The organism is Pseudomonas sp. N-1-13, assembly GCF_057787095.1.
The window spans coordinates 1,285,761-1,308,459 of record NZ_JBYNRI010000001.1 but is presented as its reverse complement, the minus strand read 5'-3'; the positions used below and the strand labels follow the sequence as shown (position 1 = coordinate 1,308,459).

Sequence of the window (22,699 nt, the reverse complement as noted above, 5' to 3'; positions counted from 1 at the left end):
CCGCCGTTACTCAACAAAAGGCCCGCAGCGATGCGGGCCTTTTTTTGTGCATTGTCTCGTCCTGAATAAGGTTTACACCTTCTGACCTATCCTCAGGAGGAACCAATGGATTCAGGAAGAAGGCGTAGTCAGCGTGATTACACGCTGGGCTTTAAATTGGCGGTTGTCGATCAGGTTGAAAAGGGCGAACTGAGTTATAAAGAGGCTCAACGGCGTTATGGGATTCAGGGCCGGTCGACTGTGTTGGTATGGTTACGCAAGCATGGGCGGCAGGACTGGAGCCAAGGCGCCTCCATTCGTGCCCAGAGGAACCGACCGATGGCCGAGCCAAATTTGCCGCTGACACCAGAGCAGCGAATCAAGGAGCTGGAAGAAAAGCTGGCCCTTGCCAACCAGAAAGCCCAATTTTTTGAAGCTGTCGTTGACGTGCTGAAAAACGATTACGGTGTTTCTGTCGTAAAAAAGCGATCCGGCAAGTCCTCAGCCAAGGGCAAATCGAAGGCCTGAGTGTCACCAGGGCTTGCCAGTTTCTGGGCATCTCACGGCAGGCGTATTACAAGCGCAATCGAGCTTACGACGCGCAAACTAGCCATGCGCAAAAGGTGCTGGGATTTGTGCTGGAGGCACGCCTTGAAATGCCTCGGTTGGGCACCCGTAAGCTGCATGGGCTAATGCAAGCCGAACCTGAACTAACGCAAACGGTAGGCCGAGATCGATTGTTCGATATTCTGCGAGACCATCGACAACTGGTCCCACGCAAACGCGCTTATCACAAGACTACCGACAGTCATCATCGCTTCCGTCGACATCCGAATCGGCTCAAGCCCGGCCCTGACCAAGTCACTGCCACCGGCCCGGAACAGGTGTGGGTGGCGGATATAACCTATTTACCGACCGAGCAAAGCGTCGCTTACGTAAGTCTGGTCACTGATGCGTTCTCGCGCAAAATAGTCGGCCATCATGTGCATGAAAGCCTGCATACCGAGTCAGTCATCCGGGCGATGACGAAAGCTCTTCGACACCGAAGAACCAATCAGCCACTGGTACATCACTCCGATCGGGGCTCGCAATACTGCTCTGATCTCTACCAAAAGCTGCACGCCAAGCATGGCGTCAGGTGTTCGATGACGGATGGCTACGACTGCTACCAGAATGCCCTAGCGGAACGAGTGAATGGGATTCTGAAAACAGAATTTCTTTTACACCGTCCCAAAGACCTCGCCCAAGCCAAGCGCATGGTTGAGGAATCGATAGAAATCTATAACCGTAAGCGACCTCATTTGGCCCTGAAATACAAAACGCCCGATGCGGTGCATCGGGCGTTTTGAGACTGAAACAGGTGTAAACCTATTTCAGGACTAGACACATTTGTCTGGTCCTACTTGCCGATCAGCGCAAGGATCGGCAAGCCCACCGGTTTGCAGCGGCTGAACACTTTGCAGGCGCACGACTCACAATGTGGGAGCGAGCCTGCTCGCGATGGCGGTGGCACATCAGCCATTGATGCAAACTGACTGACCCACCGCTCGCGACTACAGCTTCGTCACTGAGCCCGGCTGCCAAGTTGCTGCTGCAGGTTGCGGATCTGCGCTTGCAGCGTGTTGATATTGCGGGTGACCTGGCCGCGGAAGGCGTCGAACTCGGCGGTGTTGTTGCCCCCGTTGTCCTGCTGGCTCTTGAGCACGATCACGTCCTGCTCCAGACGCTCGATGGCAGAGTTGGAAGTGGCGCGTTTCAGGGCGGTGATGTCGGCACCGATGCTCTTGAGCCGGGCATCGAGAGCACCATCCTCGCCCTGGTTTTTCAGGGCGGAAACTTCAGCCGCCAGCGCCTTGACCTGGTCCTGGAGTTCCTTGTTGGAAGCTTGCAACTGAGTGCTGGCGTTCTGCTGCTCAGTGGTCTGGGCAATGATCTGGGCCAGCTCCTTGTCCAGGTCGGCGGACGGACCGAACGCGACCATCTGTTGTTTGTACTGCTCCTGCAGCTTGCTTTCGAATTGCTTGCCCTGCTCCTGGAGCTTGCCTTCCAGCTGTTTGATCTGCAACTTCAAGGCTTCACTGTCACTCATGACATTGGACTGACCGGCTACCACCTTGCCGGAAATGTCCTGCAAGCGTCCCGCCGCATCTTCACTGATACGGGCGAAACTTTCCTGGGTGGCCACCAGTTGCTGTTCCATCAAGGAAATCTGCTGGAAGCTCCACCACGCCAGGAAGGCAAGCGCACACAACAGCGCACCGACCAGTGCCCACAGTGGCCCGGTACTGGCCCCCTTGACCTTGGCCGCCGCAACGGGTGCCGGGCGCGCTTGCACGTGGGGCGGGCGTTCGCGCTCAGGCAGAAAGTCATCGTCATCGGGAATGTCGGCCCGCATCCGCAAGCTCGGTATATCATCGAAGTCGTCGTTGGAATCGTTACGCATGGGCATTGGGTTCAACCTTTGGGAAACCGGTGTTGGCTTGATGCAGCGAGTATAACCCCCTCGCCCGCCGCACCGATTGACCCCGAACCTGGCACTCGGTTCATGACGGGGCGATCAGCGGGCATCCTGGGCTTTCCACCAGGCGCAGAACTCATCAAGAGCGGTCCACAGGCTGACCTGTGGATCGTAATCCAGATAATGCCGGGCCCGGCTGATGTCCAGGGTGAAATTCTTGTTCATGACCTGCATGCCCAGGCGCGACAACGTCGGTTCGGGACGGCCCGGCCATAACGTGCAAAAACCTTCATTCAGGGCGGCAACGCTGTAGGCCAGCCCGTAGGAACGATAACGCCGGACCTGTGGGACTTCCATCTGTCGCATCACATAATTGACCACATCCCACAACGGCACCGGTGTGCCGTTACTGATGTTGTAAGCCTTGCCAAGGGCCGATTCGCCGGCCAAAAGACTGCTGAGCAGCGCTTCGTTGAGATTCTGCACGCTGGTGAAATCCACCTTGTTCAACCCGTTGCCGACAATGGCCAAGCGGCCCTTGCGTTGCATTTTCAACAGCCGGGGGAAAATGCTCATGTCGCCGGCGCCGGTGACAAAGCGCGGGCGCAGAGCCAGTACTTCGAGACCGAACTCCTGGGCCCCGAAGACTTTCTGTTCAGCCAGGTATTTGGTGGCGGCGTAGGGATGTTTGAAGCGTTTGGGCACCTGTTCTTCGGTCAGGTCCAGATGGTCCCGGCCGTCGAAGTAAATAGACGGTGATGACAGATGAACCAGACGCCGGACCTTCTGCTTGAGGCAGGCCTCGACAATATTTTCCGTGACCTGGACGTTGCCCTGGTGAAAATCCTGATAGCGGCCCCAAAGCCCCACGGAACCGGCGCAATGCACGACGCTGTCAACATCAAGGCACAGGTCGCGAGCCAGCAACGGGTCACTCAGATCCCCCTGAATGAACTGCGCCCCGCGACGCACCAGGTGCTCAACGCTCTCGGCCCGGCGACCGTTGACCCGTACATCCAGGCCCTGCTCCAGAGCGAAACGCGCAAAGCGCCCGCCAATGAAGCCACTTGCGCCGGTAACCAGAATTTTCATGAAGACTCCTAAAATCAGATTCGAGCTTCAAGCTACAAGCTTCAAGCCAATCGCTTTCAACTTACCGCTTGGAGCTTGCTGCTTGCCGCCTTGATCAATCGTTCAGTCAACAAACCCAGTAACTGCCCACCATTGCGCCAATGATGCCAGTACAACGGCACATCAATCGGTTTATCTGCCAGCAATTCCACCAACTCGCCCCGCTCCAGTTGCTCACGCATTTGCAACTCAGGCACCAGTCCCCAGCCAAGCCCCGCTTCGGCGAGCCGAATGAAACCTTCGGACGACGGGCAGAGATGATGTTCGAAACCGCCTTCGACCCCCAGGGAAGCAAGGTAGCGATGCTGCAGGAAATCATCCGGGCCGAACACCAGCGCCGGCGTGCGCGCCAGTTGATCGGCGCGCACCCCATCGGGGAAATGCCTGGCGATGAACGCCGGGCTGGCCAACGCCCGGTAGCGCATGGCCCCCAACAACACACTACGGGCACCAGCCACCGGACGTTCACTGGCGCAGACGCACGCCGCCACCTCACCAGCACGCATGCGTTTGAGGCCGACGGTCTGGTCTTCCACCACCAAGTCGAGCAACAGATGATGTTCGGCGCAGAAATCTCCAACGGCCACCGCCCACCAAGTGGCCAGGCTGTCGGCATTCAAGGCGATCCGCAGGCGCTCAGGCAGCCCCTCCTCATCCAGCGCTGGCACCAGGCTTTGCAGGTCGCGCTCCAACAGCCGCACCTGCTGCACATGGTTGAGCAAGCGGCGACCGATTTCGGTCGGTGCCGGCGGCGTGACGCGCACCAGCACCGGCTGGCCGACCCGCGCCTCCAGCAGTTTGATCCGCTGGGAAATCGCCGACTGCGACAAACCCAGCACTTGGGCGGCACGCTCGAATCCGGCCTGCTCGACAACCGCCGCCAGAGCGGAAAGCAATTTGTAATCGAACATCAGTTTTCCTAATGAGCAATCAGCAATATTGGTTTTTCTTATACCGCTTTGCACCAGAGAATGACACCCGCATTCATACCTACTCGGGGAGTAATTTATGTGGCAAAGCTACATGAACGGACTACTGGTGGCCCTCGGGCTGATCATGGCCATCGGCGCTCAGAACGCCTTCGTGCTGGCGCAAAGCCTGCGCCGCGAACATCACTTGCCGGTCGCCGCCCTGTGTGTAACTTGCGATGCGTTGCTGGTGGCCGCCGGGGTGTTCGGGCTGGCGACACTGCTGGCCCAAAGCCCGTTGCTGCTTTCAATAGCCCGCTGGGGCGGCGCCGGGTTCCTGCTCTGGTATGGCAGCCTGGCGTTGCGTCGGGCCTGTTCGAAACAAAGCCTGCAACAAGATGAAAAACAGGTCGTGCGCTCGTTACGGGCGGTGCTGCTCAGTGCGTTGGCGGTGACCCTGCTCAACCCCCACGTCTATCTCGACACCGTGTTGCTGATCGGTTCCCTCGGGGCCCAGCAAAGCGTGCCTGGCGCCTATGTCGTGGGAGCGGCCAGTGCCTCGTTGCTGTGGTTCTTCACACTGGCAATCGGTGCGGCATGGCTGGCACCGTGGCTGGCCCGGCCGAGTACCTGGCGGATACTGGATGTGCTGGTGGCAACGATGATGTTCAGCGTGGCCATACAGTTGATCGTCTCTGGCTGATTATTCCAAACCGCTCTGGAACCTCTATCCCACACAGTTGTTGCGTGGTTATGCCGTTCCCCCGGTGCTATGATCCGACTCCTGCGCCGCAATGAGTACAAACTCCCCGGCGCTAGTCTGGCCGCCCGTGATCGGCCTTGCGCTCACCGCAACTGACCTGATTAGGAGAATCACCATGGCTTTCGAATTGCCGCCGCTGCCTTATCCACACGATGCACTGCAGCCGCACATCTCCAAAGAGACTCTGGAATTCCACCACGACAAGCACCACAACACCTACGTCGTGAACCTGAACAACCTGGTACCTGGCACCGAGTTCGAAGGCAAGACCCTGGAAGAAATCGTCAAGACTTCCTCGGGCGGTATCTTCAACAACGCCGCTCAGGTCTGGAACCACACCTTCTACTGGAACTGCCTGGCGCCAAACGCCGGTGGTCAACCTACCGGCGCGCTGGCCGACGCCATCAACAGTGCGTTCGGCTCGTTCGATAAGTTCAAGGAAGAATTCACCAAGACTTCCGTCGGCACCTTCGGTTCCGGTTGGGGCTGGCTGGTGAAAAAGGCTGACGGTTCCCTGGCCCTGGCCAGCACCATCGGCGCCGGCAACCCGCTGACCAGCGGCGACACCCCGCTGCTGACCTGCGACGTTTGGGAACACGCCTACTACATCGACTACCGCAACCTTCGTCCGAAATACGTCGAAGCGTTCTGGAACCTGGTCAACTGGAAGTTCGTGGCCGAGCAGTTCGAAGGCAAGACCTTCACCGCTTGATCCGTAATGCCAGACAAAAGAACCCGGCGCTTTGCCGGGTTTTTTTTAGCTGGCACAAAGCCCTCGGATCTTGTCCGGCCCCCTACCTCGTGTCTGAAATCCAACAAAAATCAAACCCAGGCCTCAAGTTGGGGGCCCTTCCATCCGACACAATGGTCGTAGAGCAATAACTCTGGAAACACCGTATAACGGCCAGGTTTCAGGCGAAGACCCTTGTGTTTGATTGTCCCTTTGACTGACATCACAGGATTGCCAATACTCATGGCAACTTGACGCTACTCGCACGGAACAAGGAACCCCCTCTTTGAAGCTGGAACTCAAGAACAGCTTGTCTGTGAAGTTGCTCCGGGTCGTGCTCCTTTCGGCATTGATCGTCGGCGTGGTATTGAGCTGCGCCCAGATCGTTTTCGATGCCTACAAAACCGACCATGCCGTCGCCAGCGATGCCCAACGAATTCTTGATATGTTCCGCGACCCTTCGACCCAGGCCGTCTATAGCCTTGACCGGGAGATGGGCATGCAAGTGATCGAGGGGTTGTTTCAGGACCAAGCGGTGCGCATGGCTTCTATCGGTCACCCTCACGAGACCATGCTCGCCGAAAAAACCCGGCCTTTGCAGCACTCTGGAAGTCGCTGGCTGACCGACCTGATCCTTGGCAAGGAACGCACATTCACCACGCAACTGGTGGGTCGCGGGCCTTACAGTGAATATTACGGTGACCTGAGTATTACTCTCGACACCGCCACCTACGGCCAGAGTTTCATCGTCAACTCTGTGATCATTTTTATATCGGGCATGTTGCGAGCCCTGGCGATGGGCCTGGTGTTGTACCTGGTCTATCACTGGCTGCTGACCAAACCACTGTCGCGGATCATCGAACACCTGACCGAAATCAACCCCGACCGGCCGAGTGAACACAAGATCCCGCAGCTACGCGGCCACGAACAAAATGAGTTGGGGCTCTGGATCAACACCGCCAACCAATTGCTCGCCTCCATCGAGCGCAATACACACCTGCGCCACGAGGCGGAAAACAGCCTGCTGCGCATGGCCCAATATGACTTCCTTACCGGCCTGCCCAATCGTCAACAGCTTCAACAGCAACTGGACAAGATCCTGGTGGATGCCGGGCGCTTGCAACGCCGGGTGGCCGTACTGTGTGTGGGGCTGGATGACTTCAAGGGCATCAACGAACAGTTCAGCTATCAAACCGGCGACCAGTTGCTGCTGGCCCTGGCAGATAGGCTGCGAGCCCACAGCGGACGCCTTGGCGCGCTGGCGCGACTGGGGGGCGACCAGTTCGCCCTGGTCCAGGCCGATATCGAACAACCTTACGAAGCCGCCGAGTTGGCCCAGAGCATCCTCGATGACCTGGAGGCGCCGTTCATCCTCGATGATCAGCAAATCCGCCTACGGGCGACCATTGGCATCACCCTCTTTCCCGAGGACGGGGACAGCACCGAGAAGCTATTGCAGAAAGCCGAGCAGACCATGACCCTGGCCAAGGCCCGCTCGCGCAATCGCTACCAGTTCTACATCGCCAGCGTCGACAGTGAAATGCGCCGCCGGCGCGAACTGGAAAAAGACCTGCGCGAGGCTCTGCTCCTCGAGCAGTTCAGCCTGGTGTACCAGCCGCAGGTCAGCTATCGCGACCTGCGAGTGGTGGGTACCGAGGCGCTGATTCGCTGGCATCACCCCGAACACGGCCTCGTGCCGCCGGACCTGTTCATTCCCTTGGCCGAACAGAACGGCACCATTATCGCCATCGGTGAATGGGTCCTGGATCAGGCTTGCAAACAGTTGCGCGAATGGCATGACCAAGGCTTCGTTGACCTGCGCATGGCGGTCAACCTGTCCACCGTACAATTGCACCATGCCGAACTGCCGCGGGTGGTGAACAACTTGCTGCAGATGTACCGCCTGCCGCCGCGCAGCCTGGAGCTGGAGGTCACGGAAACCGGCCTGATGGAAGACATCACGACAGCCGCCCAGCATTTGCTCAGCCTGCGCCGCTCCGGCGCGCTGATTGCCATCGATGACTTCGGGACCGGTTATTCGTCCCTGAGTTATCTCAAGAGCCTGCCGCTGGACAAGATCAAGATCGACAAGAGCTTCGTCCAGGACCTGCTCGATGACGAGGATGACGCGACCATCGTCCGGGCCATCATCCAGTTGGGCAAGAGCCTGGGGATGCAGGTAATCGCCGAGGGGGTGGAGACGGTCGAGCAGGAAGCCTACATCATCTCCGAGGGCTGCCATGAAGGTCAGGGGTACTACTACAGCAAACCGCTGCCGGCACGGGAGTTGGGCATCTATCTCAAGCAGGCGCAGCGCAGCAAAGTCTCCATCATCTGATTCTTTCTCCCTGGGTGGTCATGCTTCTGCAGGCGCTGGCGAAGCCTGCGCTCTTTGGTTTGTTCACTTGAGCTTCAAGTGTCTGGGGGAAGATCGCAGCCTCGCTTAGCTCGGCGGCGCCTACGGAAGGCTGCCCGCGCCGCATCACAAATAAGAAATATTTACAGCTACAACCCTTTACACATAATGCAAATCTTTCGCATTATGTCGCAGCTTTGCGCACCTCGCGCCTGTCCCATCCATCACCGAAGCAGGATGTTCGCCATGATTCGTATGCCTCTGGCTACCGCCAGTTTGCTGGCCATCGCTATTTCCCTCGCCGGTTGCGGCGAAGGCAAAGACAAGGCCGCCGCGCCGCAAGCGCCCACGCCTGCAGCCAGCACCGCCGCCCCAGCCGCAGCCGGCAAAATCGACGAAGCCGCTGCCAAGGCCGTTGTCGCGCACTACGCCGACATCGTCCATGCGGTCTACAGCGATGCCGAATCCACCGCGAAAACCCTGCAAACCGCGATCGATGCGTTCCTGGCCAAACCGAACGACGAGACCCTCAACGCCGCCAAGGCCGCCTGGGTCGCTGCGCGCGTCCCTTACCTGCAAAGCGAAGTGTTCCGCTTCGGCAACACCATCATCGACGACTGGGAAGGCCAATTGAACGCCTGGCCGCTGGATGAAGGCCTGATCGACTACGTCGACACCTCCTACGCGCACGCATTGGGTAACCCGGGCGCCACCGCCAATATCATCGCCAATACCGAGGTCCAGGTAGGCGAAGACAAGGTCGACGTGAAAGACATCACCCCGGAGAAACTCGCCAGCCTGAACGAGCTGGGCGGTTCCGAGGCCAACGTCGCCACCGGCTACCACGCCATCGAATTTTTGCTGTGGGGCCAAGACCTCAACGGCACCGGCCCTGGTGCCGGCAAGCGTCCGGCCTCCGATTACCTGGAAGGTGCCGGGGCTACTGGCGGTCACAACGACCGTCGTCGCGCCTACCTCAAGGCCGTGACCCAACTGCTGGTCAGCGATCTGGAAGAAATGGTCGGCAACTGGAAGCCAAACGTGGCTGACAACTACCGCGCCACCCTGGAAGCCGAGCCTGCCGAAACCGGCCTGCGCAAGATGCTGTTCGGCATGGGCAGCCTGTCCCTGGGTGAACTGGCGGGCGAACGCATGAAGGTGTCCCTGGAAGCCAACTCGCCAGAAGACGAGCAGGACTGCTTCAGCGACAACACCCACAACTCGCACTTCTACGACGCCAAAGGCGTACGCAACGTTTACCTGGGCGAATACACCCGCGTCGACGGCACCAAGATGACCGGCGCCAGCCTGTCGTCCCTGGTGGCCAAGGCTGACCCGGCCGCTGACAACGCCCTCAAGGCCGACCTGGCCGACACCGAAGCCAAGATCCAGGTCATGGTCGATCACGCCAACAAGGGTGAGCACTACGACCAACTGATCGCTGCGGGCAACACCGCTGGCAACCAGGTCGTGCGCGACGCCATTGCCGCACTGGTCAAGCAAACCGGCGCGATCGAACAGGCCGCGGGCAAACTGGGCATCAGCGACCTGAACCCGGACAGCGCTGATCACGAGTTCTGATCAAGGCTGGTTGACTGACGGGTTATGCCCGTCAGCCAAGCCATAAAACCCTGTGGGAGCGAGCCTGCTCGCGATAGCGATGTTTCAGCCAACAGCAATGTGACTGACATGACGCTATCGCGAGCAGGCTCGCTCCCACAGTGGTTTCAGCTGTTCATAAATACGATGCACACCACAACGCCCGCTCCCACAGGATTTCATCGCTTGTGGTGATCACCGCAACCCCGCAAGCCGCCCCTCGATAAACCGCCTCTCCGGCAATTGCTGAGTCAATTCAAGCGCGCGTCGATATGCCGCCCTCGCCTCCTCCACGCGTCCCAACTGCCGGCAGAGTTCTGCCCGCGCCGAGTGGGCCAGGTGATAATCGAGCAACTCGCCCCGGTCCAGAATCGCGTCGATCCGCTGCAAGCCCGCTTGCGGTCCATCGCGTTTGGCCAGGGCCGCGGCGCGGTTGAGTTCGATCACCGGTGAAGGCACCGCACGCAGCAACACGTCATAGAGGCCGACGATCTGCGGCCAGTCGGTCTCCTGCGCCGTGGGGGCTTCGGCATGCACTGCCGCAATCGCAGCTTGCAGGCAATAAGGCCCGAACCTTCGGGTATTGAGCGCGGCTTCCACCAGGGCGCAGCCTTCGGCGATCATGTCGGCGTCCCACAAGGACCGGTCCTGCTCATCCAGCAGGATCAGTTCACCGCCGGGAGAAGTTCGTGCTCGCCGCCGCGACTCGTGCAGCAGCATCAACGCCAACAGCCCCATGACCTCGGCTTCAGGCAACAGCTCCATCAACAGGCGGGCCAGGCGGATGGCTTCGCGGGTCAAATCTTCACGCGTCACCTCAGCCCCCATCGAGGCCGAATAGCCTTCGTTGAATACCAGGTAGATCACTCGCAACACACTGTCCAGCCGCTCGGGCAGTTCCGAGCGGGACGGCACCTGATAGGGGATCTTCGCATCGCGAATTTTTGCCTTGGCCCGCACGATGCGCTGGGCGATGGCCGCCGGGGCGGCGAGAAAAGCCCGGGCGATCTCTTCGGTGGTCAGGTCGCACACTTCCCGCAACGTCAGCGGCACCTGGGCATCAGCGGCCAGGGCCGGGTGGCAACAGGTGAAGATCAGCCGCAGGCGATCGTCTTCCACGTCCTCATCACTCCAGTCGCTCTGCTCCAGTTCTTCGAGCTGGGCAATCAGCATCGGCCGGCTCGCCGCGAAGCGAGCGCGCCGGCGCAAACTGTCGATGGCCTTGAAGCGCCCGGCCGATACCAGCCAGGCCCGAGGATTGTCCGGCACACCGTCGCGCTGCCAGCGCTCGACCGCGATGAAGAAGGCCTCGTGCAAGGCCTCTTCAGCAAGGTCGAAATCCCCCAGCAGGCGAATCAGCGTCGCCAGGATGCGCCGCGAGTCTTGCCGATAAACCTGCTCGACCCGTGCACTGACTTCTTCGGCCGACATCAGTCGGGCATGCCCTGGGTCACCAGCGCTTCGAGCCGATCCAGGCTCTGGCCCCAGCCGTCATGAAAGCCCATGGCTTCGTGGGCCTGGCGGTCTTCTTCGTTCCAGTGCAGGGCGCGGGCGGTGTAAAGGGTTTTATCGCCCATCTCCTCAAGCAACACTTCGCCGGTCATGAAGGCTTTGCCGGAGGGGATCCAGCCGGGCACAAACGCATCGGTGAAGACCAGCCGCTGCGGGGCGACGATTTCCAGGAACACGCCCATGGTCGGATATTCACTGCCGTCCGGGGCACGCATCAGGGTGCGAAACTGACCACCGACCCACAGCTCCATTTCGCACTCCGGCGTAGTCATGCCGTGGGGTCCCCACCATTGGACAAGCAGCGCCGGCTCGGTCCAGGCGCGGAAAATCTTCTGGCGCGAGGCGTCGATCACTCGGCTGATGGATAACTCGAACGCGGCAGGTTTGAGGTTCATGAATGAAATCCTGTTTGTGATTGTTGTTCAGGGATTCAGTTGACGTACCGGTCGGACCTCGACGCAGCCGACCCGGGCCGCCGGAATGTTGCCGGCGACCTGGAGGGCTTCGTTCAGGTCCTTGGCGTCGATCAGGTAGAAGCCCGCCAGTTGCTCCTTGGTTTCGGCAAACGGACCGTCCGTGATCGACAACTTGCCGCCGCGCATGCGCACCGTGGTAGCGGTCTGCACCGACTCCAGGGCCTCGGCGGCAATCATACGACCGCTGCCCTGGATCGACTCGGCGTAGGCCATGCATTCAGCGTCCTGCGGGCTGTCGGGTGAGTTGTGCAGCGCATGCTCGTTGCTATAGACCAGGCATAAGTACTTCATGGAAAGCTCCGTGATCGAACTGATCAACTATGGACCGCAGAAAAGCGCTCAGCGAAAAAACCGACGATCAGGGCTGCAGGTCGAACATCACCGTACCGGCCATCGGATCAAACGGCGCGGACCAGTGTTCGTGGACAATCTTCCATTGCCCGGCCACCCGTTGATAGCAGGCGGTCGTGCGCATCCAGCAAGCCTGCTCCTCACCTTTGTCGTTGGTACCGCCGCAATAGGCCAGCCAGTGAGCGAAGGCGATCGTGTCGGCCGAGGTAATCTCGACTTGATGGAAGTCGAACTTGTGCGGTCCGGGGCACATCTCCATGCACGCCTGCCAATGGGCCCGGTAAGCGACCTTGCCCTTGAATTGCAGGGCCTGGATGGCATCGAACGAAACGATGTTGTCGTCATAGAGCGCCATGACTTTTTCAACATTTTTTTCCATGACAGCCTGGCGATAAGTCTCGATCAAGGCCTTGATTTCGGTTTCGGTGGTTTGGGTATTCATGGTGATTCTCCGCAGGTTTTTGTTGAAGACACCCTTTGTCGTTTAGAGAAACTGCGAATCGACAACCCAAACAAAAATAATTCAAAGAAAAAATTCGCTAGAATCCCAGGCCCATTCTGTCGGCAAACAACGGATGCTTTTGTGACCGCTCAGCTCGTACCCTACGAAGACCTCACCGAGCTGCAGCGCACGCAGGTCGAAGCCATCGAAATCCACCCCGAACAGATCAAGTTCGCCGGCGATATCCACGGCGCACTGCACACGCTGTTGTCCAGGCCCGGCCCTGGCGTCAAAGGGTTTGCGTTGCTGGCTGGCGAGGTGCCAGTGGCGTTCCTGTTACTCAAGCGCCCGCCAGTACTGCCCGCCTGGGCCAACGAACACAGCGCCACCCTGCACGCCCTGCAAGTCGATTATCGGGCCCAGGGCAAGGGTTACGGCAAGGCCTGCCTGCAAGCGCTTCCTGCCGCGGCTCAGGCGGCATGGCCGCAAATCAGGGGACTGGAGCTTTCGGTCGACGCCGACAACGTCTCGGCCATCGGCCTGTACACCCGGTTGGGCTGGGTCGACAGTGGCGAAGCGTACAAGGGCCGCATCGGTTATGAGCGGCGGATGGGGCTGGTGTTTTGACCAGGACATAACCTGTCTGTGAGCGCGAGCCTGCTCGCGATTGTGGTGGGCCAGCTTGCATGAATGTTGGATGTGGCACCGCTATCGCGAGCAGGCTCGCTCCCACCGGTTTGCATTGCCGAGAGGATGGCAATCAGCTCGGTTTGAGAGGAATCCAGATTTCCAGAGAGCCTTCGCCGGTCCTGGGGTTGAAGTCTTCGCTGTAGCGTTCGAACTCCGGGGCCTCGGCAGCTGTGTGGCCGGATCGCGGCAGCCACTCTTTCCAGATGTAGTGGAACGTCTGCGGCAGGGCTTTCAATGGGCCTTTGTGTTCGAACACTGCGTAGTGCGCAGGCTGTATTTCGATCCAGCGCAACTGTTCAGGCAAGTCATCGAGCCGGCTGACTTCCACGCCGGCAATGTATTCAAACCCACCCTTCCCGTCCGGGTTGCAACACACGCCATAGGTGACCTCATCTTTCTGCCCTGGCACTTTACCGAGCCAGGGCAAAAACTTTTCCCAGAGCAGCGGGATATCCTCGGCGGTGTCCGGGGTAAAACAGCCACCAAAACCGGCGATTATCTGAAAACGTCCGTGTTCGAAGCGTGGTTCGGCTGCGTTATCGGGTTCGTGCTTTTCCATGCGTCAACACTCCAGAAACGTGAGGTCGGGTGTTGCAGTATAGAAGCCTGATGAAGATTGCCAGGCCCGTTTCGCTTATCCGAGTCCAGGCACAACGGCCGGCGCCACTTTCCCGATAAACTCGTTGTAGCCAGAAACAATCACGTACACCGCGAAATAGCAGAAGATGGCGGCCGATGCCCAATAGCAATAGCGCAACAGTTTATCCCCCAGCAGCCTGCCGCCCTGGGTTGCTGCCAGGCACAGGCCTGCACACCAGAGAAGTCCGGCACAGAGAAATCCACTCAGGAACAGCGCCGAGCTGAGGATCGTTCCGCCGCCCGAGCGAGCGATCAATGTGCCGCCCACCGCCGCGAACCAGAGAATGGCACTGGGCGACGACATCGCCAGGAAAATCCCGCGAAAAAACTCCTGCCCGGATGAATGACTCCGCACCTCGCCAGCCTCGGCCAACGCCGCATGGTGATAGATCGCCGAATGAATCATCTTCGCTGCGAAATACAGCAGCACCACCGAGCCGCCGATCCACAGCACCCAGCGCACCGTTTCGTATTGCAGCAGCACCGTCATGCCGGCCAAGGCCAGGACCGCGTAGACCAGGTCCCCCACACATGTGCCCAGGCCCAGGGCGAAACCTTGGAAATAGCCACGTTGCATGGCCAGGGTAATCATCGCGATATTGGCCACGCCAATGTCCAGGCACAAAGAAAGGCTCAGCAGGAAACCGCTGGAAAATTCCATCATTCAGTCCATTCGTTTTTTGAACAGGGCGAGTCGTGCAGTGCGCAGGTGTTACTGAAAGTCCCCTGAGCGGATCGACAGTGTCGTCGAAAATAGTTGCGCGCCGCTACTGGACAATTGGCCATCAGCCCCTTTATCTTGCGCCGCAGGCCACCGCAGTGGCCAACGTCGCTCGGACGGTTCCGGGCGCTCACGTATCTCGAGGCAATAATGGCCAACCAAGGTTCGCCGCGCCGCTTTGCGCGCATCGATCGACTCCCCCCGTATGTATTCAATATCACTGCCGAGCTGAAGATGGCTGCGCGTCGGCGCGGCGAAGACATCATTGACTTGAGCATGGGTAACCCCGACGGCGCCACACCGCCACATATCGTGGAAAAGCTGGTCACCGTCGCCCAGCGTGAAGACACCCACGGTTACTCCACCTCCAAAGGCATACCGCGCCTGCGCCGCGCCATTTCGCGCTGGTACAAGGACCGCTACGAGGTGGACATCGACCCGGAAACCGAAGCCATCGTCACCATCGGTTCCAAAGAAGGCCTGGCGCATCTGATGCTGGCGACCCTGGACCAGGGCGACACCGTGCTGGTGCCCAATCCCAGCTATCCGATCCACATCTACGGCGCAGTGATCGCCGGCGCCCAGGTGCGTTCGGTGCCACTGGTGCCGGGGGTGGATTTCTTCGACGAGCTGGAGCGCGCCATTCGCGGCTCGATTCCCAAGCCGAAAATGATGATCCTGGGCTTTCCGTCCAACCCTACCGCGCAATGCGTGGAGCTGGATTTCTTCGAACGGGTCATCGCCTTGGCCAAACAGTACGACGTGCTGGTGATCCACGACCTGGCCTACGCCGATATCGTCTACGACGGCTGGAAAGCCCCGTCGATCATGCAGGTGCCGGGTGCAAAAGACATCGCCGTGGAATTCTTCACCCTGTCCAAAAGCTACAACATGGCTGGCTGGCGTATCGGCTTCATGGTGGGCAACCCGGAACTGGTCAACGCCCTGGCGCGGATCAAGAGCTACCACGACTACGGCACCTTCACACCGCTGCAAGTGGCGGCCATCGCCGCGCTTGAAGGCGATCAGCAGTGCGTGCGTGATATCGCCGAACAGTACCGCCAGCGCCGCAATGTGCTGGTCAAGGGCCTGCATGAACTGGGCTGGATGGTGGAAAACCCCAAGGCGTCGATGTACGTCTGGGCCAAGATCCCCGAGGCTTATGCACACTTGGGTTCGCTGGAGTTTGCCAAGAAACTGTTGGCCGAAGCCAAGGTCTGCGTCTCGCCGGGGGTGGGGTTCGGTGAATATGGCGATGATCACGTGCGCTTTGCACTGATCGAAAACCAGGACCGGATTCGCCAGGCCGTTCGCGGCATTCGCGGGATGTTTCGGGCGGATGGGTTGGTAAGCAAACCGAACGCCTGATACCAAAATCAATGTGGGAGTTTGCTCCCACTCTGGATCTTCAGATCACCAGAAGCCAATGTGGGAGCGAGCCTGCTCGCGATAGCGGCATGACAGTCGACTTCGTTGCTGACGGTCAGTGCGCTATCGCGAGCAGGCTCGCTCCCACAATGGGTGATGCGTCGTCGCTTAGATCACCAGCGACAGCAACAGGATGAAGATCAGCGCTACCACGGACAGGATGGTTTCCATCGCGGTCCAGGTCTTGAAGGTTTCGGCCACGGTCATGTTGAAGTACTGCTTGACCAGCCAGAAGCCGGCATCGTTAACGTGAGACAGGATCAGCGAACCGGCACCGGTCGCCAGGACCAGCAGCTCACGGTTCACACCCGGAATCATCCCGACCACCGGTACCACGATCCCGGCACCCGTAATGGTTGCCACGGTCGCCGAGCCTGTGGCGATGCGAATCACCGCCGCCACCAGCCAGGCCAACAGGATCGGTGAAATCTGCGCACTCACCGCCATGTGACCGATCACATCACCCACACCGCTGGTGACCAGCATCTGCTTGAAGCCACCGCCTGCACCGATGATCAGAATGATCGCCGCAGTCGGTGCCAGACTCGCGTCCAGCCACTTGAGTATCTGGCTCGAACCGATGCCCTGCTTGTAGCCGAAGGTGTACAGCGACAGCAGTAATGCCAACAGAAGTGCAGAAATCGGATGCCCGATCAGGTCCATGAACGTGCGGAAGAAATTGCCTTCAGGCAACACCACATCGGCAAAGGTCTTGAGCAGCATCAGGAACACCGGCGAGAGCACGGTGATCAGCGTGATGTTGAAGCTCGGCAGATCGGCAGCATCGGTCTCACGTGCCAGTTGGTCCACCAGCTCCTGATTCGGATGGCCGGGGATATGCTTGGCAATGAATGTACCGAAAATCGGCCCGGCAATAATGGCCGTCGGCAGCGCCACGATCAGGCCATAGAGAATGGTTTTACCGATGTCGGCACCGAATACGCCAATCGCCAGCAGCGGGCCCGGGTGCGGTGGCACCAGGCCGTGGACCGCGGAAAGACCGGCCAGCAGCGGGATACCGATCTTGATGATCGAGACACCGGTGCGACGCGCCACGATGAACACCAGCGGGATCAGCAGCACGAAACCGATTTCGAAGAACAGCGGAATGCCCACCAGGAAGGCGGCGAACATCATGGCCCACTGCACTTTATCCTTGCCGAAGGCGCGGATCAGGGTTTGGGCGATCTGATCGGCCCCGCCCGATTCGGCCATCATTTTACCGAGCATCGTACCCAACGCCAGAATGATGCCGACAAAGCCCAGCACGCCACCGAAGCCGTCCTGGAACGCCTTGATGATGGTGCCGATCGGCATGCCCGAGGTCAGGCCCAGAAAAGCGGCCGCGATGGTCAGTGCAATGAACGGGTGGAGTTTGAACTTGGTGATAAGGACGATAAGTCCGATCACCGTAACCACTGCATCAAGCAGCAGAAACGTCTCGTGGGACATGCCGAACATGGGAGGTGTCTCCTGATTTGTTGTTGTTATTGAAGCGGTTATTTGTAAGCCGTCGGGACAGCGCTATCTTTCTGACGCAAATTTTTTGCAACTCAACTGGCCAGCTTCAAACCGTGATCCACCCACCAGACATAAGCCTGATGAGCCAGTTCATCGACGCTGTGGCTGGATGCATCCAGAGCCAGGGTCAGGGGCTCGCCAACAGGGGATTGAAGGGTGGCAAACTGGCTGTCGATCAGGGTCGACGGCATGAAATGCCCCGGACGATGGGACACGCGGTCGGCGGCCACTTCAGGGGTCAACTCAAGAAATACGAAGCCCAGGCCCGGCAAGGCACTGCGCAGACGCTCGCGATAACTGTGCTTGAGGGCCGAACAGGTCAGCACCGGACGCTCGCCCATCGCATCGACACGGCGCAACTCGTCGCACAGGCTGTCAAGCCAGCCGGCACGGTCGTCGTCGTTCAAGGGGATACCGGCGCTCATCTTCTGGATGTTGGCCGCAGGGTGGAAAGTGTCGCCTTCAATGGCGGTGGCGCCGCTCAACTGGCACAGGGCCTGGCTGACGCAAGTCTTGCCGCAACCGGCAACGCCCATGATGACCAGGGCGGTGATGGGATTATTCATGTAACACCTCAGCGCGCAGACAGCGCTACCTTTGCAAGTTGTGACACCAGAGCAAAAGCAGAAGTTGCCGACGCCTTCTTGTCATTTTTGTGGTTGCAGCATGTTCGTTCACAACGCTAACGGTCAGGGCTCAGGCAAACCCCGCTCACGCATTTGCAGCCGCGTCGAGACAGCGCTACCTTAGTGCCTTGATTTTTGTTTGGCAAGCCGCCCTGATGACCGTCACTAAAAACGATAAGAATACCCGCACCACCGGTCGCCCCACGCTCAACGAAGTCGCACGCCTGGCCGGTGTCAGTCCTATCACCGCCTCCCGTGCCCTGCGCGGCGTCAGCACCGTTGCCGAAAGCCTGGTGGAAAAAGTCCGCCAGGCCGCCCGCGACCTGAACTACGTGGTCAACCCCGCCGCCCGCGCCCTGGCTTCGGCCCAGAGCCATTCGGTGGTGGTGCTGGTGCCGTCGTTGTCCAACCTGTTGTTCATCGACACCCTGGAAGCCATTCATCGTGTGCTCAGGCCCAAGGGCTTCGAAGTGGTGATCGGCAACTATCACTATTCCCGGGACGAAGAAGAAGACCTGCTGCGCAACTACATGGCCTATCAGCCACGCGGTCTGTTGCTGACCGGCTTCGACCGTACCGAAAGCGCCCGGCGCATGATCGAGGCCAGCAACATTCCCTGCGTGTACATGATGGAACTGGACCCCGGTGCGGGCCTTAACTGCGTCGGCTTTTCGCAACTCAAGGCCGGCGAGACGGCGGCCGAGCACTTGATCTCCCGGGGTCGCAAGCGCCTGGCCTATGTCGGCGCACAACTGGACCAGCGCACGTTGCTGCGTGGCGAAGGTTTTCGCCGTGCTTTGCAGAAAGCCGGCCTGTACGACCCGGATCTGGAACTGCTGACCCCACGGCCATCCTCGGTGGGCCTGGGCGGCGAACTGTTCCTGCAGTTACTCGCCAGCCATCCGGACGTCGATGCAATCTTCTTCGGCAACGACGACCTGGCCCACGGCGCGCTGTTCGAAGCCCTGCGCTGTGGCATCAAGATTCCCGAACAGGTTGCGGTCCTGGGCTTCAACGATTTGCCCGCCTCGGCCCACATGGTGCCGCGCCTGAGCAGCATCAGCACGCCACGGGAAGCCATCGGCCAGCGCGCCGCCGAACAGATGCTCACGTTGATGGCCGGCAACCGCATCGCTCAGCCGGTGGTGGACATGGGATTTGAACTCAAGGTTCGCGAAAGCACCTGAGCCCGACGGTCATGTGCGGTCGATCCATGCCGTCCGACGGCAAGGATTGGCCGCCATGATCGCCGGCATACGCTACACAGGCCTTTGGATCCAGGGCTCGCGACGGCGGCATGGGATTTGCTCCTGCACATGGCTCAGCCATAACCGCAGGTATCCATCATGTTGGTCAGTGCACAACAGCAAACGATGATTTTGCTGCCCAAGCGTCCGGGCGAGGATCCCACCGCAGAAGCCGCCAGCGGCCTGCAAAGCGCCGCGCTGCAGGCATTGCGCGATAACGTCCAGGCTCAGGCCAGCCAGGGCAGCACGCAGGTGCAGGCTTCGATCGCGCGACAAGCCACACAGCAGGTCAATGCCGCCACCGCCATCAGCGACAAGGTTGATGAAGCGTTTGCCAAGACCCGGGTTCAGTTGCAGACCGTTGCTTCATCAGCCTCCGATGAGGCCAAGACACAGGGCAGCTCTGCTCTGGACGCATTCAAGGACTACATGAGCAAGACGCCTGAAGAGCGTCTGCGCGACAGCATTCTTGAAGAGATGGGCATCACCCAGGAGGAGTTCGAGGCGATGCCGCCCGAGAAGCAATTGGCGGTCAGTCAGGAGATTGCCCAGCGCATGCAGGACAAGACGGCGATGGCGCAGGTCGAGAAGGACCAGGAAAGTCGCACCTCCGGCAAAGACCCGGCTACGGACATGTTCCTCGCCTCGCTTTGATAGGCTGCGGGGGTCAGCGGGCCGATGGCCGGGATGCATCCCTGGCCCATCGCCCGCTGGCGTCGATTCAATGACCGAACAGATTCACCTTCTTGGCCTTTTTGTCGGCGCGCTTTTCATCGGCGGTCTTCGCCGGTTTTTTCTTTGCCGCTTTTTTTGAATCCATGCCTTTGGCCATGATACGTACTCCACTCATACGGGATGTGAAGTCAGGTATACACCTATCGCCGCCGACATGTTCTTTTATAATCACCCTCCCCTTCACCGCCCCTGACTTTGCCATGTCCCAGATCCACTACACGCGGCTCGATGAACCCTTGTGGCCGCTGATGAACAAGTTTTATCGCGCCCACCAATCTTCAATGAAAGCGGTGCGTGAAGCGCAGTTGTGGGTGGCGCGGCAGGATGAAATCATCGCGGCCCTGTGCTTGCGAGCGGTATCGGGTGGGCATTGGCTGACGGGGTTGTTTGTCGACCCGGCGTATCGCATGCAGGGGATCGCGGCGCGCTTGATCGACGAAGCGGTGAAAGGCGTGGAAGGACCGGTCTGGTTGTTCTGCCATCCTGATTTGCGCGGCTTTTATGAGCGGCAGGGGTTCAGCTTCGACCCCGTGCTGCCTTATGCGATGGCCGAGCGCCTGAGTCGCTATGCGCGCAGCAAGCCGATGATTGCGATGGGGATGGAACCTAAAACACAATCCTGAAGCGCATCACAATCCAATGTGGGAGCGAGCCTGCTCGCTATAGCGGCGTGTCAGTCAACAGCTTCATAGCTGACTCACCGCTATAGCGAGCAGGCTCGCTCCCACAGAGGGTTTGCGTAGGCTAGTCGTCCGCCGCCGGGTCCAGGTCCGGAAACATGACCTCGGTAAAGCCGAACTTACTGAAATCGGTGATGCGCGAGGGGTACAGCCGCCCGATCAGGTGGTCGCACTCATGCTGCACTACCCGCGCATGAAAGCCCGAGGCCGTGCGCACAATGGCTTCGCCTTTGGGGTCAAAGCCTTCGTAGCGAATGTGTTGATAGCGATCGACCGCACCGCGCAGGCCCGGCACCGACAAGCAGCCCTCGAACCCCTCCTCCATCAGTGGGCCCAATGGCGTAATCAGCGGGTTGATCAGGATCGTCTGGGGCACCGCCTCGGCGTCCGGGTAACGCTCGCTGTGCTCGAAGCCAAAGATCACCAGTTGCAGGTCGACACCGATCTGCGGCGCGGCCAGGCCGACGCCGCCCACACTTTCCATGGTCTGGAACATGTCGTCGATCAACTGCCACAACTCTGGGCTGTCGAACATTTCCGGCGGCACCGGCGGGGCAATACGCAGTAGGCGTTCGTCGCCCATTTTCAGGATTTCACGAATCATGGTCAGGTTTCGTCAGTGTGGGGGTGAGGAATGGAATGGTCACGGCCCAGGCCCGACACATGCTGTTTTTCGTGCTCGCCCGGGCTCTTTTCACCACGGTCCTTGCCCTCGGCGGACATGTGCTCGATCACCGCGTTCATCTCCGCACCGAGCAACAGCACCGCCGAAGAAATGTAGAAGTACAGCAACAGCACGATGATCGCGCCGATACTGCCATACATGGCGTTGTAGTTGGCGAAGGTCTTGACGTAAAACGCAAAGCCCAGGGACGCGATGATCCACACCACCACCGCCAGCACCGACCCCGGTGTAATAAAGCGAAACTCCTGTTTGACGTCAGGCATCACGTAATAGATCAACGCCACAGCCACCATCAGCAAAAACACGATCACCGGCCAGCGCACGATGGTCCAGAGTGTGACGATGAACTCCTCCAGCCCGACCTGGGCCGCGATCCAGCCCATCACCTGCGGCCCGAGCACCATCAGCGCCGCGGCGGCCAACAACATGCCGGCGATGCCGATGGTGTAGAAAATCGACAGCGGGAAGCGCTTCCAGATCGGACGGCCCTCTACCACATCGTAGGCGGCGTTCATCGCACTCATCATCAACCGGACACCGGCCGAGGCAGTCCACAACGCAATGACGATACCCACCGACAACAACCCCCCCTTGGATTGCTGAAGCTGGTCGATCACCGGGTTGACCTGCTCCAGGGCCTGGGGTGGCAACACCAGCTCCGATTGCAGGCGCAGCCAGGAGAAGAAGTCCGGCAAATGCAGGAAACCGATCAGTGCGATCAGGAACAGAATGAAGGGGAACAGCGAAAACAGCATCTGGTAGGCCAATGCCGAGGCGTAGGTCGACATCTCGTCGTCGAGAAACTCGGTCACGGTACGCATCATCACACGATGCAAGGGTAAGCCTTTCAAGGCCGGGAACATCATGTGCGTCTCCTTTCGCCGCAAAAAAGGAAGGTCGCCTGGCGACTCTCGGGGTTGCTATCCAAGACAAAAGTAACCTGTTTGGCGACTTTGGAACAATTTCCCCGGTGCAAGTTCGAGCAGACATGACAACGGCCACCCGCGGATGGCCGTTCCAAT

The 22,699-nt window shown here is 59.5% G+C and carries 23 protein-coding genes; 10 read left to right on the top strand and 13 right to left on the bottom strand.

What is annotated here, in order from left to right:
* Positions 1-105 precede the first annotated feature (105 nt).
* A protein-coding gene (locus tag AC3I65_RS06030; protein WP_316911973.1) for an IS3 family transposase occupies positions 106-1,328 on the top strand; the annotation gives its coding sequence in 2 pieces (ribosomal slippage) (positions 106-457 and positions 457-1,328; 1,224 coding nt in all).
* 215 nt (positions 1,329-1,543) lie between these two features.
* On the opposite strand, the gene AC3I65_RS06025 is transcribed toward AC3I65_RS06030, so the two are convergent.
* The 3 genes from AC3I65_RS06025 to AC3I65_RS06015 all read right to left on the bottom strand — a co-directional run bounded on the left by AC3I65_RS06025 (position 1,544) and on the right by AC3I65_RS06015 (position 4,479).
* Entirely contained in the window at positions 1,544-2,428 is an 885-nt protein-coding gene (locus AC3I65_RS06025; RefSeq protein ID WP_076386024.1) for a coiled-coil domain-containing protein, read from the bottom strand.
* 108 nt (positions 2,429-2,536) lie between these two features.
* Positions 2,537-3,529 (bottom strand): NAD-dependent epimerase/dehydratase family protein, encoded by a 993-nt coding sequence (locus AC3I65_RS06020; RefSeq protein ID WP_047228323.1) that lies wholly within the window; start codon positions 3,527-3,529, stop codon positions 2,537-2,539.
* A gap of 56 nt (positions 3,530-3,585) precedes the next feature.
* Positions 3,586-4,479 carry a LysR family transcriptional regulator ArgP gene (locus AC3I65_RS06015; protein WP_047228324.1) on the bottom strand — a complete coding sequence of 298 codons (894 nt, stop codon included), beginning with the start codon at positions 4,477-4,479 and terminating at the stop codon, positions 3,586-3,588.
* 97 nt (positions 4,480-4,576) lie between these two features.
* Between AC3I65_RS06015 and AC3I65_RS06010 the strand changes: the two genes are divergently transcribed.
* The 4 genes from AC3I65_RS06010 to AC3I65_RS05995 all read left to right on the top strand — a co-directional run bounded on the left by AC3I65_RS06010 (position 4,577) and on the right by AC3I65_RS05995 (position 9,906).
* Positions 4,577-5,179, top strand: coding sequence for a LysE/ArgO family amino acid transporter (locus AC3I65_RS06010; RefSeq protein WP_047228325.1), 603 nt, complete (start codon positions 4,577-4,579; stop codon positions 5,177-5,179).
* Positions 5,180-5,354: 175 nt separating this feature from the next.
* Positions 5,355-5,951 (top strand): superoxide dismutase, encoded by a 597-nt coding sequence (locus AC3I65_RS06005; protein WP_047228326.1) that lies wholly within the window; start codon positions 5,355-5,357, stop codon positions 5,949-5,951.
* Between the two features lie 304 nt (positions 5,952-6,255).
* Entirely contained in the window at positions 6,256-8,307 is a 2,052-nt protein-coding gene (locus AC3I65_RS06000; protein ID WP_188252327.1) for a putative bifunctional diguanylate cyclase/phosphodiesterase, read from the top strand.
* 264 nt (positions 8,308-8,571) lie between these two features.
* Positions 8,572-9,906, top strand: a complete 1,335-nt coding sequence (locus AC3I65_RS05995) for an imelysin family protein (protein WP_047228328.1) — start codon at positions 8,572-8,574, stop codon at positions 9,904-9,906.
* 213 nt (positions 9,907-10,119) lie between these two features.
* On the opposite strand, the gene AC3I65_RS05990 is transcribed toward AC3I65_RS05995, so the two are convergent.
* The 4 genes from AC3I65_RS05990 to AC3I65_RS05975 all read right to left on the bottom strand — a co-directional run bounded on the left by AC3I65_RS05990 (position 10,120) and on the right by AC3I65_RS05975 (position 12,705).
* The gene (locus tag AC3I65_RS05990; protein ID WP_188252326.1) at positions 10,120-11,355 is read right to left on the bottom strand and encodes an RNA polymerase sigma factor; all 1,236 of its coding nucleotides are present in this window, start codon (positions 11,353-11,355) and stop codon (positions 10,120-10,122) included.
* Positions 11,355-11,831, bottom strand: a complete 477-nt coding sequence (locus tag AC3I65_RS05985) for an SRPBCC family protein (RefSeq protein ID WP_047228330.1) — start codon at positions 11,829-11,831, stop codon at positions 11,355-11,357. Before AC3I65_RS05985 ends, AC3I65_RS05990 begins: the two co-directional genes overlap by 1 nt.
* A gap of 27 nt (positions 11,832-11,858) precedes the next feature.
* Positions 11,859-12,203: a YciI family protein gene (locus AC3I65_RS05980; protein WP_092397118.1), complete on the bottom strand. Its 345-nt coding sequence runs from the start codon at positions 12,201-12,203 to the stop codon at positions 11,859-11,861.
* Between the two features lie 67 nt (positions 12,204-12,270).
* A complete protein-coding gene (locus AC3I65_RS05975) occupies positions 12,271-12,705 on the bottom strand; it encodes a YybH family protein (RefSeq protein WP_188252325.1) in 435 nt (144 codons plus the stop codon).
* A gap of 141 nt (positions 12,706-12,846) precedes the next feature.
* Between AC3I65_RS05975 and AC3I65_RS05970 the strand changes: the two genes are divergently transcribed.
* Entirely contained in the window at positions 12,847-13,332 is a 486-nt protein-coding gene (locus AC3I65_RS05970) for a GNAT family N-acetyltransferase (RefSeq protein ID WP_047228333.1), read from the top strand.
* Positions 13,333-13,465: 133 nt separating this feature from the next.
* Here the strand turns inward: AC3I65_RS05970 and AC3I65_RS05965 are convergent, their stop codons facing one another.
* The gene (locus AC3I65_RS05965; protein ID WP_047228334.1) at positions 13,466-13,954 is read right to left on the bottom strand and encodes a GyrI-like domain-containing protein; all 489 of its coding nucleotides are present in this window, start codon (positions 13,952-13,954) and stop codon (positions 13,466-13,468) included.
* 75 nt (positions 13,955-14,029) lie between these two features.
* Complete coding sequence (locus AC3I65_RS05960; protein WP_047228335.1) at positions 14,030-14,695, bottom strand: LysE family translocator; 666 nt, start codon at positions 14,693-14,695, stop codon at positions 14,030-14,032.
* 210 nt (positions 14,696-14,905) lie between these two features.
* Between AC3I65_RS05960 and alaC the strand changes: the two genes are divergently transcribed.
* On the top strand, positions 14,906-16,123 hold the full coding sequence (gene alaC / locus AC3I65_RS05955; RefSeq protein ID WP_076386034.1) for an alanine transaminase: 1,218 nt from the start codon (positions 14,906-14,908) through the stop codon (positions 16,121-16,123).
* A 168-nt stretch (positions 16,124-16,291) separates the two neighbouring features.
* Here the strand turns inward: alaC and AC3I65_RS05950 are convergent, their stop codons facing one another.
* Together AC3I65_RS05950 and AC3I65_RS05945 are read right to left on the bottom strand one after the other, a co-directional pair.
* Complete coding sequence (locus AC3I65_RS05950; RefSeq protein WP_488523543.1) at positions 16,292-17,644, bottom strand: GntP family permease; 1,353 nt, start codon at positions 17,642-17,644, stop codon at positions 16,292-16,294.
* Between the two features lie 92 nt (positions 17,645-17,736).
* Positions 17,737-18,270: a gluconokinase gene (locus AC3I65_RS05945; RefSeq protein WP_076386036.1), complete on the bottom strand. Its 534-nt coding sequence runs from the start codon at positions 18,268-18,270 to the stop codon at positions 17,737-17,739.
* A gap of 215 nt (positions 18,271-18,485) precedes the next feature.
* Here AC3I65_RS05945 and gntR point away from each other — a divergent pair, with 215 nt between their 5' ends.
* The 3 genes from gntR to AC3I65_RS05930 all read left to right on the top strand — a co-directional run bounded on the left by gntR (position 18,486) and on the right by AC3I65_RS05930 (position 20,935).
* On the top strand, positions 18,486-19,517 hold the full coding sequence (gene gntR, locus AC3I65_RS05940) for an HTH-type transcriptional regulator GntR (RefSeq protein WP_047228339.1): 1,032 nt from the start codon (positions 18,486-18,488) through the stop codon (positions 19,515-19,517).
* Positions 19,518-19,676: 159 nt separating this feature from the next.
* Positions 19,677-20,231 carry a hypothetical protein gene (locus AC3I65_RS05935; RefSeq protein ID WP_076386038.1) on the top strand — a complete coding sequence of 185 codons (555 nt, stop codon included), beginning with the start codon at positions 19,677-19,679 and terminating at the stop codon, positions 20,229-20,231.
* A 281-nt stretch (positions 20,232-20,512) separates the two neighbouring features.
* Positions 20,513-20,935 (top strand): GNAT family N-acetyltransferase, encoded by a 423-nt coding sequence (locus AC3I65_RS05930; protein ID WP_274090907.1) that lies wholly within the window; start codon positions 20,513-20,515, stop codon positions 20,933-20,935.
* A 121-nt stretch (positions 20,936-21,056) separates the two neighbouring features.
* On the opposite strand, the gene def is transcribed toward AC3I65_RS05930, so the two are convergent.
* Positions 21,057-21,596, bottom strand: a complete 540-nt coding sequence (def, locus tag AC3I65_RS05925) for a peptide deformylase (protein WP_047228342.1) — start codon at positions 21,594-21,596, stop codon at positions 21,057-21,059.
* A gap of 2 nt (positions 21,597-21,598) precedes the next feature.
* The gene (locus AC3I65_RS05920; RefSeq protein ID WP_047228343.1) at positions 21,599-22,543 is read right to left on the bottom strand and encodes a YihY/virulence factor BrkB family protein; all 945 of its coding nucleotides are present in this window, start codon (positions 22,541-22,543) and stop codon (positions 21,599-21,601) included.
* Between the last annotated feature and the right edge of the window lie 156 nt (positions 22,544-22,699).

What these genes read in the sequence shown, in the direction of transcription:
- AC3I65_RS06010 (WP_047228325.1), top strand. Translation starts at nt 4,577, where the DNA reads ATGTGGCAAAGCTACATGAACGGACTACTGGTGGCCCTCGGGCTGATC.
- AC3I65_RS05945 (WP_076386036.1), bottom strand. Translation starts at nt 18,270, where the DNA reads ATGAATAATCCCATCACCGCCCTGGTCATCATGGGCGTTGCCGGTTGC.
- AC3I65_RS05960 (WP_047228335.1), bottom strand. Translation starts at nt 14,695, where the DNA reads ATGGAATTTTCCAGCGGTTTCCTGCTGAGCCTTTCTTTGTGCCTGGAC.
- AC3I65_RS05975 (WP_188252325.1), bottom strand. Translation starts at nt 12,705, where the DNA reads ATGAATACCCAAACCACCGAAACCGAAATCAAGGCCTTGATCGAGACT.
- def (WP_047228342.1), bottom strand. Translation starts at nt 21,596, where the DNA reads ATGATTCGTGAAATCCTGAAAATGGGCGACGAACGCCTACTGCGTATT.
- AC3I65_RS05980 (WP_092397118.1), bottom strand. Translation starts at nt 12,203, where the DNA reads ATGAAGTACTTATGCCTGGTCTATAGCAACGAGCATGCGCTGCACAAC.
- AC3I65_RS06005 (WP_047228326.1), top strand. Translation starts at nt 5,355, where the DNA reads ATGGCTTTCGAATTGCCGCCGCTGCCTTATCCACACGATGCACTGCAG.
- AC3I65_RS05990 (WP_188252326.1), bottom strand. Translation starts at nt 11,355, where the DNA reads ATGTCGGCCGAAGAAGTCAGTGCACGGGTCGAGCAGGTTTATCGGCAA.
- AC3I65_RS05965 (WP_047228334.1), bottom strand. Translation starts at nt 13,954, where the DNA reads ATGGAAAAGCACGAACCCGATAACGCAGCCGAACCACGCTTCGAACAC.
- AC3I65_RS05930 (WP_274090907.1), top strand. Translation starts at nt 20,513, where the DNA reads ATGTCCCAGATCCACTACACGCGGCTCGATGAACCCTTGTGGCCGCTG.
- AC3I65_RS05985 (WP_047228330.1), bottom strand. Translation starts at nt 11,831, where the DNA reads ATGAACCTCAAACCTGCCGCGTTCGAGTTATCCATCAGCCGAGTGATC.
- AC3I65_RS05950 (WP_488523543.1), bottom strand. Translation starts at nt 17,644, where the DNA reads ATGTTCGGCATGTCCCACGAGACGTTTCTGCTGCTTGATGCAGTGGTT.
- AC3I65_RS06025 (WP_076386024.1), bottom strand. Translation starts at nt 2,428, where the DNA reads ATGCCCATGCGTAACGATTCCAACGACGACTTCGATGATATACCGAGC.
- gntR (WP_047228339.1), top strand. Translation starts at nt 18,486, where the DNA reads ATGACCGTCACTAAAAACGATAAGAATACCCGCACCACCGGTCGCCCC.
- AC3I65_RS05995 (WP_047228328.1), top strand. Translation starts at nt 8,572, where the DNA reads ATGATTCGTATGCCTCTGGCTACCGCCAGTTTGCTGGCCATCGCTATT.
- AC3I65_RS05920 (WP_047228343.1), bottom strand. Translation starts at nt 22,543, where the DNA reads ATGATGTTCCCGGCCTTGAAAGGCTTACCCTTGCATCGTGTGATGATG.
- AC3I65_RS05935 (WP_076386038.1), top strand. Translation starts at nt 19,677, where the DNA reads ATGTTGGTCAGTGCACAACAGCAAACGATGATTTTGCTGCCCAAGCGT.
- AC3I65_RS06015 (WP_047228324.1), bottom strand. Translation starts at nt 4,479, where the DNA reads ATGTTCGATTACAAATTGCTTTCCGCTCTGGCGGCGGTTGTCGAGCAG.
- AC3I65_RS06020 (WP_047228323.1), bottom strand. Translation starts at nt 3,529, where the DNA reads ATGAAAATTCTGGTTACCGGCGCAAGTGGCTTCATTGGCGGGCGCTTT.
- alaC (WP_076386034.1), top strand. Translation starts at nt 14,906, where the DNA reads ATGGCCAACCAAGGTTCGCCGCGCCGCTTTGCGCGCATCGATCGACTC.